At 47.0% G+C, this 12,297-nt stretch carries 11 protein-coding genes; 6 read left to right on the top strand and 5 right to left on the bottom strand.

Translation table 11 applies throughout. The annotated features are described in order from the left end of the window. The first annotated feature begins 66 nt into the window (after positions 1–66). Positions 67–435 (top strand): DUF1801 domain-containing protein, encoded by a 369-nt coding sequence (locus ABV409_RS12730; RefSeq protein ID WP_353877972.1) that lies wholly within the window; start codon positions 67–69, stop codon positions 433–435. A gap of 7 nt (positions 436–442) precedes the next feature. On the opposite strand, the gene ABV409_RS12725 is transcribed toward ABV409_RS12730, so the two are convergent. Both ABV409_RS12725 and kdsA read right to left on the bottom strand, forming a co-directional pair. Beyond that, positions 443–2,401 (bottom strand): DUF3858 domain-containing protein, encoded by a 1,959-nt coding sequence (locus ABV409_RS12725; protein WP_353877971.1) that lies wholly within the window; start codon positions 2,399–2,401, stop codon positions 443–445. Positions 2,402–2,403: 2 nt separating this feature from the next. Continuing rightward, positions 2,404–3,228 carry a 3-deoxy-8-phosphooctulonate synthase gene (kdsA, locus tag ABV409_RS12720; RefSeq protein WP_353877970.1) on the bottom strand — a complete coding sequence of 275 codons (825 nt, stop codon included), beginning with the start codon at positions 3,226–3,228 and terminating at the stop codon, positions 2,404–2,406. Between the two features lie 67 nt (positions 3,229–3,295). On the opposite strand from kdsA, the gene ABV409_RS12715 reads away from it, so the two are divergent. Continuing rightward, a complete protein-coding gene (locus tag ABV409_RS12715; protein WP_353877969.1) occupies positions 3,296–3,853 on the top strand; it encodes a hypothetical protein in 558 nt (185 codons plus the stop codon). 120 nt (positions 3,854–3,973) lie between these two features. Next, entirely contained in the window at positions 3,974–4,516 is a 543-nt protein-coding gene (locus tag ABV409_RS12710) for a hypothetical protein (RefSeq protein WP_353877968.1), read from the top strand. An 11-nt stretch (positions 4,517–4,527) separates the two neighbouring features. Here the strand turns inward: ABV409_RS12710 and ABV409_RS12705 are convergent, their stop codons facing one another. Continuing rightward, positions 4,528–5,250: a LytR/AlgR family response regulator transcription factor gene (locus ABV409_RS12705; RefSeq protein ID WP_353877967.1), complete on the bottom strand. Its 723-nt coding sequence runs from the start codon at positions 5,248–5,250 to the stop codon at positions 4,528–4,530. After that, entirely contained in the window at positions 5,247–6,305 is a 1,059-nt protein-coding gene (locus tag ABV409_RS12700) for a sensor histidine kinase (RefSeq protein WP_353877966.1), read from the bottom strand. The genes ABV409_RS12705 and ABV409_RS12700 overlap by 4 nt, the downstream gene beginning before the upstream one ends. 267 nt (positions 6,306–6,572) lie before the next feature. Between ABV409_RS12700 and ABV409_RS12695 the strand changes: the two genes are divergently transcribed. The 3 genes from ABV409_RS12695 (at position 6,573) to typA (ending at position 11,440) form a co-directional block, all read left to right on the top strand. Beyond that, a complete protein-coding gene (locus ABV409_RS12695) occupies positions 6,573–8,975 on the top strand; it encodes a TonB-dependent receptor domain-containing protein (protein WP_353877965.1) in 2,403 nt (800 codons plus the stop codon). 73 nt (positions 8,976–9,048) lie between these two features. Next, positions 9,049–9,591 (top strand): hypothetical protein, encoded by a 543-nt coding sequence (locus tag ABV409_RS12690; protein ID WP_353877964.1) that lies wholly within the window; start codon positions 9,049–9,051, stop codon positions 9,589–9,591. A 49-nt stretch (positions 9,592–9,640) separates the two neighbouring features. Then, positions 9,641–11,440, top strand: coding sequence for a translational GTPase TypA (typA, locus tag ABV409_RS12685; RefSeq protein WP_353877963.1), 1,800 nt, complete (start codon positions 9,641–9,643; stop codon positions 11,438–11,440). Here the strand turns inward: typA and ppgK are convergent. Next, on the bottom strand, positions 11,437–12,204 hold the full coding sequence (gene ppgK, locus ABV409_RS12680; protein WP_353877962.1) for a polyphosphate--glucose phosphotransferase: 768 nt from the start codon (positions 12,202–12,204) through the stop codon (positions 11,437–11,439). The genes typA and ppgK overlap by 4 nt on opposite strands. Positions 12,205–12,297 lie beyond the last annotated feature (93 nt).

Raw genomic sequence — 12,297 nt, 5'->3', positions numbered from 1 at the left:
ACTTTGAAATGCAAAGTAAATGAAAAATTTGATTGCCAGCTCGTTTTCATTGGATATTTTCGTGCTATGAATCCTGCAGAAACCTATATCATGCAATTGCCTGAAGCGTTGCGTGCGATCGTGTTACACGTAAAATCGACCATTGAAGCGGTCATTCCCGAAGTCAACATGAAGTACAAATGGGGCATTCCGTGTTTTTATGCGGGCAAACAACCGATCTGCTATGTCAACGTACCCAAAAACAAGGACTATGTCGATGTCGCTTTTTGGAATTCGGCCCACTTGACCAAACATATCGAATTGATGGTCTCCAAAGATCGGAAGGTGGTAAAATCGCTACGCTATAGCGCACTCGAAGCTATTGACGATACCGTTTTGGTCGATGTTCTCGAAGAAGCGTATGCCCTTCGGGCAAAAGGTTTTTACAAGCGTTGATTTGATCTCAAATCCTGCGAAATCGCAACAGCGTATTTTTTTGCAGGGAAACCGCCTGGGAATAGAGTTCTTTTAGAAGGGGGTAATGTTCCACTTCATGGTATACACGGTTAATCACCAAAAGATAGCGCACATTAACGGTTCCATTTCCCGCAGCACATTGGAATTCCAATGAACCACCATTGTTGGGCAAAACTATCTTCCGTCCTTCGGGTAATTCCTCTAAAGCGTAGTTCTCTGGTACTTTGAATGTCATGCCATACTCATACGTCCGGGCATAACCGAAGTCGACGGGAAAGCTTCTTTGTTGTTTGAGAAAAGGGTTTTTTTCAAAAAAGGGGACCAAAAAGGGGTTTAGATAAAGCTTGTCACCCGCGGTTTGGTTTTCTATAGTGAAGGAATACGATTGAACACTACGTTTGTCATTGCTTCGGTTGAGTTCAAAAACATAATTGTCAATACTGACGTCGGCACCCGAATTCGATTCCATGGCTTCTAGGTATTGCGATTCCTCCAAGGAAGCCAGATGACGGTATTTACCAATGGCCATATACCCTTCGTTGATTTCACGGAACTTACCTGAGACCGTTCCATTGGCTACATCGATTTCCGCATTCCCGCGTATCAATATCTTATTTTTTTTCTCCGCCTTGATATCGTACCAATAGCTATCTTCTTTAAAGTCCATCACCCGTCCATAATGGTTCAAACACCGGAAAGGGAGTATGCCAAAGGGCATTCGTTTATCCGTGGCGTCGAGTAAGTAGTCCTTACCATCGATGTTGACCTTGGCAATTACATAGTTGAAATCTGAGATAACCGGTTGGCTTTTTTTGGCCAGCCCATTCTTGCGAGTTGAAAGCAGCATCAAATTGGTCGAAATTCCGGCAGCTTTAAGCAGGTTGATCAATGAAATGTTGATCTCGCCGATGTTGCCGGTACCTTCATTAAAGGCCTGTTTGACCCTAATGTCTTTGTAGATGCCGAATTTGCCGTTCCAGGTAAAATGGTCTTTGACGAAGGCATAGATATTTTTGGCCTTGGTCAATGCATCCCCCTCGGTGAAAAGATGCTCTGGTAATTGTTTCGAAAAGAAGTAATTTTTGGCCAGTTGCCTACCGATATCCTTGTCTTTCTTGAACTCACGATCAACTGCATCCCATGACTTGGTATATTGTTTTTTTGTGCCATCATACCGGTAATGGGTAGCCAATTCGAATTCCAATCGAGCCATGTAGTTGGACGGGGCCAGCATGTAGGATTCGCTTTTGTCGAATGCGGGTACGTCTTTCATGGCATAGGTAATCACTTCGCAATCGACAACAGGATAACCGTACCCAACATTAAAGCATCGATTTTTTATTTCATTCACTTTGGTCGATAAAGGCAAGGAACCGAAAAGGCTTCGATTGTAGTAATAATTACCAGGAATCTCGGCGTTGAATTCGCTATATAACTTCGGAATTTCCGATTGGAAGTTCCATCCGTCAAGATTGAAAAAAAACGGGGATTTGATTTTATAGGTGTATTGTATGATCGCTCCTTCCTTTACGTTCGGTAAGGTGAACTTTTTGTACGACCAGTTCTCGTTCTCATCGGTGGTAAAAATTTCACTGGCCAAAAGTCCCGTTTTGGAAACGCCGTTATGCGTCATTCCCTTGATATCGTAGACTTTTTCAGTCCGATCTTCAGTGTGGTAATATGGTATGGAGACCGTAGCGTGTTCAAAACCTTGCTCGTTCAAAATTTTTAGTTCAACCTGATATTCTTTGATCAAATAGATATTTCGGTTGAACAGTTGGAATTTGAAATCCCCCTTTTCATAAAGTACCACGGCATTGGCTGTGGTATCTTTATCATAGCGTTCCATGTGGCGATGGTGCTCGTTAAGGAAACCGAATTTGAACTGTGAAAAGAGGGCCATTGGTACGAAGAATATGGCCAACGAGGTCAAAATAAACTTCATATTCAAGGTGCAAGATCAGCGATCACTTTTCGTATGGCGACCAAATCGGACAGCAGCTTTTCCAACAAACTTAGATCAAGCATATTCGCCCCATCACTTTTGGCATTGGCCGGATCAAAGTGCGTTTCCATGAACAGACCATCGACTCCGGCGGCGATTCCTGCCCGGGCCATGGTGCCGATCAAGGCGGGTCGACCTCCGGTCACCCCTGAAGTTTGATTTGGTTGCTGTAGGCTGTGGGTGACATCCAAGACGACTGGGGCAAACGCTTTCATGGTCGGTACCCCCCTAAAATCGACCACCATATCTTGGTAGCCGAACATGGTGCCCCTATCGGTTATCCACGCATGGTCATTGCCCGAGTCGGTGACTTTACGCACGGCATGTTGCATGCTTTCGGGACTCATGAACTGCCCTTTTTTCAAATTCACTAATTTACCGGTTTTGGCCGCGGCGACCACCAAATCGGTCTGCCGTACCAAAAAAGCCGGAATTTGCAACACGTCGACATATGCGGCGGCCATGGCGGCATCTTCCACCTGGTGGATATCGGTAATGGTGGGTACATCAAAGGTTTCCGAAACTTTCCTAAGGATCTTCAGGGCCTTTTCATCGCCGATACCGGTAAAGGAATCGATTCGGCTTCGGTTCGCTTTTTTGAAACTCCCCTTAAAGACGTAAGGGATGGCCAATTTGGTGGTGATCTCAACCACTTTTTCGGCGATTCGAAGGGCCATATCTTCCCCTTCAATCGCACAAGGGCCGGCCAGTAAGAAGAAATTGTCGCCGTCAGCGTGTTTTATTTTAGGTATCCCGGATAATGCCATGACTAAATTTTCGACAAAAATACTATTTTGAAATAGGATCGTTATAGATATACCCAAAGAACCTACGATGCATCGCCTTATACCCATTGCCTTTTTGCTGCATACCTTCTTGGCGTCGGCCCAATTCGGCAAGAATTGTGAATTGCGTCAATTCAAGATCAATGCGATCAGTCCGGGTTTTGAATACGAAATGGCCCTTGGGGTCAATTCAACCCTCGATTTCAGGGTGGCCCTAAAACCGTCTTTGGACCCTTTCACCGAGAACCCACTTGAGAATTATGAGCTGTTTCCGGCGATAACCGTACAAAACCGGTATTACTACAACTTTGGGAGCCGCGGGAGTCGCGGACACCAGATTTATGGCAATTCGGCCAATTATGTGGCCCCATCCGTCTCGATTTTGGAATCGGGCAGCCGTATCGTTGAAGGAGCCATGGCCGAGGGATTTTTCGCAACGGCAGGTTTGGTGACCGGCCTGCAGCGCAGTTACAATTCAGGCCTAAGTTTTTCTATTGACGTCGGGGCGGCTTATTTTCTAGGGTCCTTCGATGGTGGCATTTACCCAGTGGCCAATATCAGTCTCGGGTGGATCATCAGCGAAAAGCGCTGGTGTGTGGGCCGATAGTCTTTTCTGCTAAATTTTTGATAAAAGGACCCCTTAGCCAACGGGAAGGTGCTAGTTTTAGAAGAACAAACCTGACCAATGGGCCGTTACCTTTTTTTCGTATTCCCGCTATTTTTTTTAATGGGTACCCTATCGCAAGCGCAGTATATCCAAGAAAAGGGGGTGGGCATCATCAATTTGGAACGGCATCAACTGACCATTAACCTTTTAGGGCCTGGGTTGCGCTATGAATTGGGGCTGATCCGTAACGTCACTGTATCGACCAGTTTCACGCCCGGTCTGGCAAGCTATAACGAAGGCTATACCTTTGGGTATGCTTGGCACACCCGCATCCGGTACTATCACAATATCAAGACCCGATTGGATATCAACAAGAACATCGTCGGTAATTCGGCCGACTACGTGGCACCGGCGCGAAGCATTTTCTGGGGTCCGCTACAGTTGACCGACAATCTGGAGGGGCCTGATGATTTCGCAGTGGCCTTTTACGGAGGGGTCTATGGCATTCAACGCACCTACCGCAAGGGATTTAATTTCAATTTGGAACTGGGTTTCGGATACTATCGCGGTGATGGGGTGCCCAACGGGTACGGCCCACTATTCAATTTTACCTTCGGATGGGTGGCTACCAAGCGAAAAGTGCGGGACCTTTTCAAGAAATAAGCCCTAAGCCGTTATAACATGATTTTCTTTAAGGCATCCATATAGCCTCGACTCACTCGGACTACCTCACCGTTCAACAAGGTCACATCATAGCTTTTGCCATATTTGTTCAATTCTTTCACCTTATCCAAATTGATGATCGAAGAGCGGTGTACCCTTAGGAATTTTTTGGGGTCCAACTTTTCCTCTAAGGCCGAAATCCCAAAATTACTGAGGCATTGTTGGTCTCCGATATGCAGTTTTGAATAGTCTCCGAAGGCTTCCACCCATTCGATATCCTGCACCGATATGGTAATCAACTTCCGATTTTGTTGTACCAATACCCGCTCAGGGTAATCGGCTTTTTCCATGAGCAGGCTTTCGGTCAGATTGCCCAATTTTTCATGGGCGCCACCCAAACGTTGCACCGCTTGTTTGAACCGTTCCTTGGTGTAGGGTTTGAGCAAGTAATCGACGGCATGTACTTCAAAGGCCTTAAGCGCGAACTCATCATAGGCCGTTGAGAAGATGATATCCGGTATCTCTTCAAGGTAGGTCAATACCTCGAATCCGGTTTTACCGGGCATTTGAATGTCGAGAAATACCAAATCGGGTTTAAAACGATTGATTTCGGTAATGGCATCGACCCCGTTGTTCACTTCGGCGACGAGCACCAATTCCGGGTAGTCTTCCAAATATTCCTTGATCAAGATGCGACCCGCTTTCTCGTCATCGGCGATGAGTACTTTTTTCATAGGGTAAAACAAATTTTCAATCCTTGGGGATCGTTGTCCAAAATCTGCAGTTTGCTTTGATACATTTTTTGAAGGCGCAATTGGGTGTTGGTCAGACCGACACCTTTTCCGAGAAGTCCCTCCTTATCGTTAACGCCTTTCCCGGTATCGGCGATTTCGAATTTTAGCTTCCCGTTTTCCTTGAAAATGGAAATGGAGATCTTGCCCCCGTGCATGGAATTGGAAATGCCGTGTTTTACCGAATTTTCGACCAAAGGCTGCAGCAGCATGGGCGGGATTTTTTCCGATTTCAAGCTTTCGGCAACATCCACTTCGATTTCAAGTCGATCTTCAAAACGTGCTTTTTCAAGGTCGAGGTATTTTTGAACGAATTCAAGTTCCTCGGCCAGACTGACCACATCTTTCTTACTGGCCTTGAGTTGGTAGCGGAACAGATCGGCCAATGTGGCGATCAATTGTCTCGTTTGCTCTTGCTGGGGCGGTACGGAGGCGTTGATGGTATTGAAGACGTTGTATAGGAAATGGGGGTTGAGCTGGGCTTTGATGGCTGCGAGTTCGCTCTTTAAGGCCGCTTGCCGCAATTCCCCTTCGATGCGCAACTTTTGTTGGGCCATGCGATAATATTCATACGAATGGAAGATACCGAATTGAATGAGGTAGAACAGTCCGGGAATATACAGGTCCCAAACTTGGCCGGATCCCCGCAGGTGCACCCAGCCCATGGCCTCGCAAATGGTGTAGTAGCCTTCTTGGGCCAAAATGATGAAAATCGGTAATAAGAAGACATGCAAAAGGATGCGTTTGACCAAAGACCAGTGCTTCAATTTTTTGAATACCAACCACCAGATAGGTACGGTGAACAAGAAAAAAATCGAATATTGCAATCCACCCCCATCGATAATCGCTTTTAACCCCAGAAGCTGGGTGCGTCGTTCGGCGAAATCAGCCATACTATACCAGACGGTCAAGTGATAGAAGAAGGCCGAAACGGCATAGAACCCCAAGACCAAGAGCAGTTCCTTGACGGTGATTCCCCAAATGATTTTTTTGTCCATAGCGCATGACTTTAGTGAAAAATACGGCCAATTGCCACCATTCTAAAGCAATTCAAGTCGAAATGGCCTATAGATCGACGGATGGCCCTTCTCAAATCCATTACATTGCGAAACGGGCCTGTAGGTGTAACCATTTCATCGAATTCGAGTATATAAGAGGGATGGATACCCGGTACGATCCAGCGGCCTATAGGACCACTCATCGATAGCCGTTTTGAGGAGGTCATCCAAAATCGGAATTTCGGGTATCTATTAAAAACGAACATCATGAGAATCACAGCAGTCCTTTTCTTTTTATTCCTAGGCACCTTCGGTTTTGCACAAAGCATCACGGGTGAGTTGAAAACCGAATCCGGAGAAGCCATACCCTATGCGGCCATCACCTTGAACTCCCCCCTCGATTCAAGCCTAGTGAAGGCCACTATCAGTAGCGAAGAAGGTTTATTCGTATTAAAAGGGATGCCTTCAAGCGAATACCTATTGACGGTAAAGGCTTTGGGTTTTTCCGATTACCGAAAGAAAATCGAATTCTATGTCGAAAGTAATTTGGTATTGGGTGAATTGATCTTGACCTCCAATACCGAAAACCTGGAAGAGGTCACCGTAACGGCCGAAAAACCCATGGTACAGGTTTTGGCCGATAAAACGGTTTTCAATGTAGAGAATACGATCAATGCTACAGGTACCAGCGCTTTCGAATTGCTCCGCAAAGCCCCCGGGGTCATTGTTGACAACAATGGGGGTATTATCGTCGAAGGCAAGTCCGGTGTCCAAATTTTTATCGACGGAAAATTATCCGTCCTGCAAGGCGAAGACCTTACCAACTATCTCGAAAGCCTTCAGGCTACCGATGTCGAGGCCGTTGAGATCATTACCCAACCTTCATCAAAGTACGATGCGGCGGGCAATGCCGGAATCATCAACATCAAATTGAAAAAAGATAAAAGCCTAGGAACCAACGGCACCTTTACATCGGGCCTGACCGTTGGCGATTTCGGACGAAGCAATGCCAGCGTAAATTTCAATAACCGGGGCAAGAAGGGTAATTTCTACGGCACCTACAGCAATCGATTCGGGAAAAGTACCGGATTCATCAATTTATTGCGGACCCAATCCGAGACCCAGTTCGATGCGCGTACCTCGAGCATCTATGATCGAAACAGCAACAACGTCAAGCTAGGGTACGACTATTATGTCAACGAGAAACATACCATTGGGGCGATCGTCAACGGGAATTTCAACAACAGTTTTGCGTCGAACAATACGACCACCCCAATCCGTCCGGTCGCGGTTTCGGTATTGGACAGTATTTTGGTCGCCCAGAACGAGACCAACAACACCTCGTACAATATCAATGCGAACGTGAATTACCGCTATGCCGATACCTTGGGGTATTCGGTCAATGTCGATTTGGATTACGGACGCTATAATAGTGAACGCGATGCCTTTCAACCCAATACCTATTTGACGGGCGATGGGGACGCCGTTCTAAATGAGCGCATCACCTTTCAAGATACCCCGATCGATATCGATATCGCAACCATCAAATCCGACTATGAGCAGAATTTCCTTAAAGGGAAGTTGGGGCTGGGGTTCAAGGTCTCTTTGATCAATACCGACAACACCTTTGATTTTTTCAACCAAGAAAACGGGCAGAACATCCTTGACCCGACCCAAAGCAATCAATTCGAGTATCAGGAGAACATCAATGCCGCTTATGTGAACTTCAATCGCAAATGGGGCAAATGGAACTTGCAATTCGGGCTTCGGGTCGAAAATACCGATTCAGATGGGCAGCTCACCAGCCAACAACAGAATGACAACGAACGGGTGCAACGTAACTATACCGACTATTTTCCTTCTGGCGGTCTGACGTATCAGATGAACCGTAAAAACCAGTTTGCCTTGACGTACAGCCGACGGATCCAACGGCCCAATTACCAATCGCTCAACCCTTTTGAGTATAAACTTGACGAACTTTCGTTTAGCAAGGGGAATCCCTTTCTGCAGCCCCAGTATACCAACAACATCAAACTGTCACATACCTTCAACTACAGGTTGACCACTTCGATCAGTTACAGCTATGTTTCCGATTTTTTCGCCAGGGTTACGGTAGCCGAAGGGCAGAGTACCAACTTTTTGACCACCTTGAACGTGGCAGATCAAGAAGTGATCAATTTGGGTATTTCCTATCCTAAGAAAATTTACAATTGGTGGAACGTCTATTTCAGTCTTAATGCCTACATCAGTGACTTTAAGGCCACTAGTACGGAGTTTTTACCCATCCGCCAAGAAACCTTGAGCCTGTATGCCCAAAATACCTTCAACGTGACCAAGGGGCTGCGTATGGAAATATCGGGTTGGTATAGCTCCCCTTCGATTTGGGGCGGTACCTATCGCACCCAATCTTTAGGTTCTTTGAACCTGGCTTTCCAGCAAAAGTTCTTCGACGATCGATTTACCGGACGACTCTCGTTCAACGATATCCTGTACACGGTACCTTGGCGTGGAACTACCCAATTCGGTAATCTGTTTATTGATGGAAGTGGGGGTAGCGACAGCCGTCAGGTGGCCTTTTCGTTGACCTATGACTTCGGTCGCAATGAGATTAAAAAAGCGCGCAAGCGCAAAACCGGACTGGAAGACGAGAACAATCGAATCGGGAGTTAGTGTGGTCGGGTCGCTGATAAATACCACAATTCTGGCATGATCCTTGTTAGAATTTGTGGAAAAATCACTGACCATGAACGTAAAAACCATCGCCCTTTGCGCGATACTCCTAGCAGGGGTCGTTTCCGCCAATGCACAACAGACCGAAGACCATCAATTGACCGCGAATTTTTTGCTGCCCGGACTGATTTATGAAAAGGGGATTTCCGAAAATTCGACCTTGGCCGCTGAAGCGACCATTGGGTTCGCTTTGATCGACTGTTCGGGATGTGACGCCCAATTCGGTATATATCCGATCGGTAGGTTGCAATACCGACATTACTACAATTTTGACCGGCGTAATGATCGCGGCAAAAGGACCGCGGGAAATACCGGCAATTATATAGCCCCTACCTTCGCCGTTCAAGGAGGCGATGCCGTTATCGGCAACCTCGACTACGCTTCGAACCTTTTGGCCGGTGCTGGGGTGGTCTATGGCCTGCAACGAACCGCTCCACGTGGACTGCAGTTCCGGTTTGAAGTCGGCCCCGGTTATTTTTTCGACGAGTTCGATGAAGGTTTCAGCCTCTTTTTGGCGTTGAAATTGGGTTGGGTCGTTTCTAAAAGGAAAAAATAGGGCCTAAAAGGGAAATTACGCGTACCTTTGCAGCCTCAAAATCAGGCTCATGTCGAAAATCAAGAATATCGCGATCATTGCCCACGTCGACCACGGAAAAACCACCTTGGTCGATAAGATTATGTATCACTGTCGTTTGTTCCGTGAAAACGAGAATAAAGGCGACTTGATTCTCGACAATAACGACCTCGAACGCGAACGGGGCATTACCATTGTCTCAAAGAACGTTTCGGTACGCTACAAGGAAACCAAAATCAATATCATCGATACTCCGGGTCACGCCGATTTCGGGGGTGAGGTAGAACGGGTGTTGAACATGGCCGATGGTGTCTTGTTGTTGGTCGACGCTTTCGAAGGCCCTATGCCACAGACGCGTTTTGTTTTGCAAAAAGCCATCGATTTAGGCTTGAAACCCTGTGTCGTCATCAACAAGGTCGATAAAGAAAACTGTGATCCCGAAGCCGTTCATGAAAAAGTATTTGACTTGATGTTCGAATTGGGAGCCGAAGAATGGCAATTGGATTTCCCGACGGTCTATGGATCGGCCAAGCAAGGTTGGATGTCGGAAGACTGGCAACAGCCGACCGAGAACATCGCCCCATTGCTTGATATGGTCATTGACCATGTACCTGAGTTCAAAGCGGAAGAAGGATCTACCCAGATGTTGATCACCTCCTTGGATTTTTCATCCTTTACAGGACGGATCGCTATCGGGCGCTTGCAGCGAGGGACCCTAAAGTCAGGACAACAGGTGTCTTTGGTCAAACGTGACGGATCGGTTGCTAAAAGTAGGATCAAAGAACTGTTCACCTTCGAAGGATTGGGCCGCCAGAAAGTAGACGAGGTCACCGTTGGTGATATCTGTGCTATAGTAGGGATGGATGGGTTCGAAATCGGGGATACGATCGCAGACTTCGAAAATCCGGAGCAGCTGAAGACCATCGCCATCGATGAGCCGACCATGAGCATGCTCTTTACCATAAACGATAGTCCTTTTTTCGGGAAGGATGGAAAATTCGTCACTTCACGCCACATTAAGGAGCGTCTTGAAAAAGAATTGGAGAAAAACTTGGCCTTGCGCGTTGAGCCGACCGATAGCGCTGATAAATTCATGGTATTCGGACGGGGGGTATTGCACCTTTCGGTGTTGATCGAGACCATGCGTCGCGAAGGTTACGAATTACAGATCGGCCAACCCCAGGTGATCATCAAGGAAATCGACGGGGTTCAATGCGAACCGATCGAACAATTGACCATCGATCTTCCAGAGGAAGTTTCCGGAAAGGCTGTTGAAATGGTGTCCATTCGAAAAGGGGAAATGACCAGTATGGAAGCCAAAGGTGACCGTATGACCTGTGAATTCCTGATTCCTTCTCGCGGCATCATCGGACTGCGAAACCAATTGTTGACCGCCACTGCAGGTGAGGCCATCATGGCACACCGCTTTTTGGAATACCAACCCTTAAAGGGCGATATCGCCGGGCGGATCAACGGGTCTTTGGTGTCCATGGAAAATGGGACGGCTATTCCTTATTCGATCGACAAACTGCAAGAACGGGGTAAGTTTTTCATCGATCCAGGGGAAGATATTTACGAAGGTCAGGTCATCGGTGAAAACTCGCGCCAAGACGATATGACCGTGAACGTGACCAAGACCAAGAAATTGAGTAACGTGCGGGCAGCAGGTTCCGATGACAAAGCGAAGATCGTTCCTGCCATTAAATTCTCATTGGAAGAAGCTTTGGAGTACATCCAAAAAGATGAGTATGTCGAAGTCACGCCGAACCATTTGCGGTTGCGCAAGATCTACCTCAAGGAAGTCGATAGAAAGCGGAATAAAATCACTTAAGCTTTGCTGGTGAGCTGACCGTGGTGTTGCTCGCGCAAGCAGGCGATGGCTGCTCCGATAATACCGGCATGGTTCATCAACTCGGCTTTCACCACATCGGTCTCGATATCGATCAAGTGGCCGTACTGCGCCCATTTTTTTGAAATACCCCCACCTACGATGATGAGGTCCGGTGCGACCAAGATTTCAACATACTTCAAGAACTTGTTGAAACGCTTTGCCCATTTTTCATACGAAAGGTCTTCGCGTTCCTTGGCAGAAGAAGCCGCCCATTGTTCGATTTTATCGTATTTCTTATAGGGAATCTGACCCAACTCGAAATTCGGTAGCAATTGGCCGTTGTAAAACGCACCGCTACCCAGTCCGGTCCCCACGGTGATCATGACGACCAGGCCGTCCTTACCACGACCGACGCCATAATTCATGGAAGCATAGCCGGCTGCATCGGCATCGTTCAATACCGTGAACTCCTGGCCGGTCACCTCGGTGAACAGCTCATCGATATTGACACCTACCCAGCTTTCGTGCAGGTTGCCGGGAGAAATACAAACACCTTTCTTGACGATGGTCGGGAAACCACATCCGACAGGGCCCTTGTAGTCGAAATGATCGACGATTTGTTTGATAACCTGGGCCATATCATCCGGTTTGCGATCTGGAGGTGTCGGAATGCGGAATCGTTCGGTAAGCATCTCGCCGGTTTCGGCGTTGACCAATGCCCCTTTGATTCCTGATCCCCCAATATCTATCCCAAGTAGTTCCATAAACGGTCGTATTTGTGTTTTGGCAAAGAAACAAAATTCTTTTTGCGCTTGTCCATTGTAAAATGAACAATATCAACCAATTGTTAACGATTG

The sequence above is a fragment of the Flagellimonas algarum genome, assembly GCF_040513375.1.
Taxonomy (GTDB): Bacteria; Bacteroidota; Bacteroidia; order Flavobacteriales; family Flavobacteriaceae; genus Flagellimonas_B; species Flagellimonas_B algarum.
Note: the sequence above shows the minus strand (reverse complement) of the source record. Positions and strands in the feature narration are given on the sequence as shown.

Excerpts from the sequence above, each read along its gene's own strand:
- ABV409_RS12730 (WP_353877972.1), top strand. The coding sequence starts at position 67 with ATGAATCCTGCAGAAACCTATATCATGCAATTGCCTGAAGCGTTGCGT.
- ABV409_RS12725 (WP_353877971.1), bottom strand. The coding sequence starts at position 2,401 with ATGAAGTTTATTTTGACCTCGTTGGCCATATTCTTCGTACCAATGGCC.
- kdsA (WP_353877970.1), bottom strand. The coding sequence starts at position 3,228 with ATGGCATTATCCGGGATACCTAAAATAAAACACGCTGACGGCGACAAT.
- ABV409_RS12715 (WP_353877969.1), top strand. The coding sequence starts at position 3,296 with ATGCATCGCCTTATACCCATTGCCTTTTTGCTGCATACCTTCTTGGCG.
- ABV409_RS12710 (WP_353877968.1), top strand. The coding sequence starts at position 3,974 with ATGGGTACCCTATCGCAAGCGCAGTATATCCAAGAAAAGGGGGTGGGC.
- ABV409_RS12705 (WP_353877967.1), bottom strand. The coding sequence starts at position 5,250 with ATGAAAAAAGTACTCATCGCCGATGACGAGAAAGCGGGTCGCATCTTG.
- ABV409_RS12700 (WP_353877966.1), bottom strand. The coding sequence starts at position 6,305 with ATGGACAAAAAAATCATTTGGGGAATCACCGTCAAGGAACTGCTCTTG.
- ABV409_RS12695 (WP_353877965.1), top strand. The coding sequence starts at position 6,573 with ATGAGAATCACAGCAGTCCTTTTCTTTTTATTCCTAGGCACCTTCGGT.
- ABV409_RS12690 (WP_353877964.1), top strand. The coding sequence starts at position 9,049 with ATGAACGTAAAAACCATCGCCCTTTGCGCGATACTCCTAGCAGGGGTC.
- typA (WP_353877963.1), top strand. The coding sequence starts at position 9,641 with ATGTCGAAAATCAAGAATATCGCGATCATTGCCCACGTCGACCACGGA.
- ppgK (WP_353877962.1), bottom strand. The coding sequence starts at position 12,204 with ATGGAACTACTTGGGATAGATATTGGGGGATCAGGAATCAAAGGGGCA.